1 protein-coding gene is annotated in these 815 nt (G+C 63.8%); it reads left to right on the forward strand.

All coding sequences use genetic code 11. The features are described 5' to 3' along the window. Positions 1-815, forward strand: an 815-nt coding sequence (locus QZM15_RS33905) for a (Fe-S)-binding protein (RefSeq protein WP_302108028.1), incomplete at both ends; no start/stop codon positions are given.

The following is an 815-nucleotide window of genomic DNA, read 5'->3' on the forward strand; positions in this document are numbered from 1 at the left end:
GACGAGATCGCCGAATTCCGCGCGTACAAGCAGCGCGTGGACCCGAACGGCCGCTTCAACAAGGGCAAGCTGCTCGAGGGCGCCGATCTGCGCAATGCGTACACGCCGAGCTTCGGGCTGATGGGCTACGAGTCGCTGATCATGCAGCAGTCCGACATCGGCGCGATCGCCGATTCGGTGAAGGACTGCCTGCGCTGCGGCAAGTGCAAGCCGGTGTGCGCGACGCACGTGCCGCGCGCGAACCTGCTGTACAGCCCGCGCAACAAGATCCTCGCGACGTCGCTGCTGGTCGAGGCGTTCCTGTACGAGGAGCAGACGCGCCGCGGCGTGTCGATCAAGCACTGGGACGAGTTCAACGACGTGGCCGACCACTGCACGGTGTGCCACAAGTGCGCGACGCCGTGCCCGGTGAAGATCGACTTCGGCGACGTGACGATGAACATGCGCAACCTGTTGCGCAAGATGGGCAAGAAGAAGTTCAACGCGGGCAACGCGGCGGGCATGTTCTTCCTGAACGCGACCAATCCGCAGACGATCAACGTCGCGCGCGGCGTGATGATGGGGGTGGGCTACAAGGTGCAGCGCTTCGCGAACGACATGCTGAAGAAGGTCGTGACGAAGCAGACGCAGCACCCGCCGGCGACGACGGGCAAGCCGCCGGCGGTCGAGCAGGTGATCCACTTCGTGAACAAGAAGATGCCGGGCAACCTGCCGAAGAAGACGGCGCGCGCGCTGCTGGACATCGAGGACAACAAGATCGTGCCGATCATCCGCAACCCGAAATCGACGACCGTCGATTCGGAAGCGGTGTTCTA

Source organism: Burkholderia sp. AU44665, from assembly GCF_030504405.1.
Classification (GTDB): Bacteria; Pseudomonadota; Gammaproteobacteria; order Burkholderiales; family Burkholderiaceae; genus Burkholderia; species Burkholderia semiarida.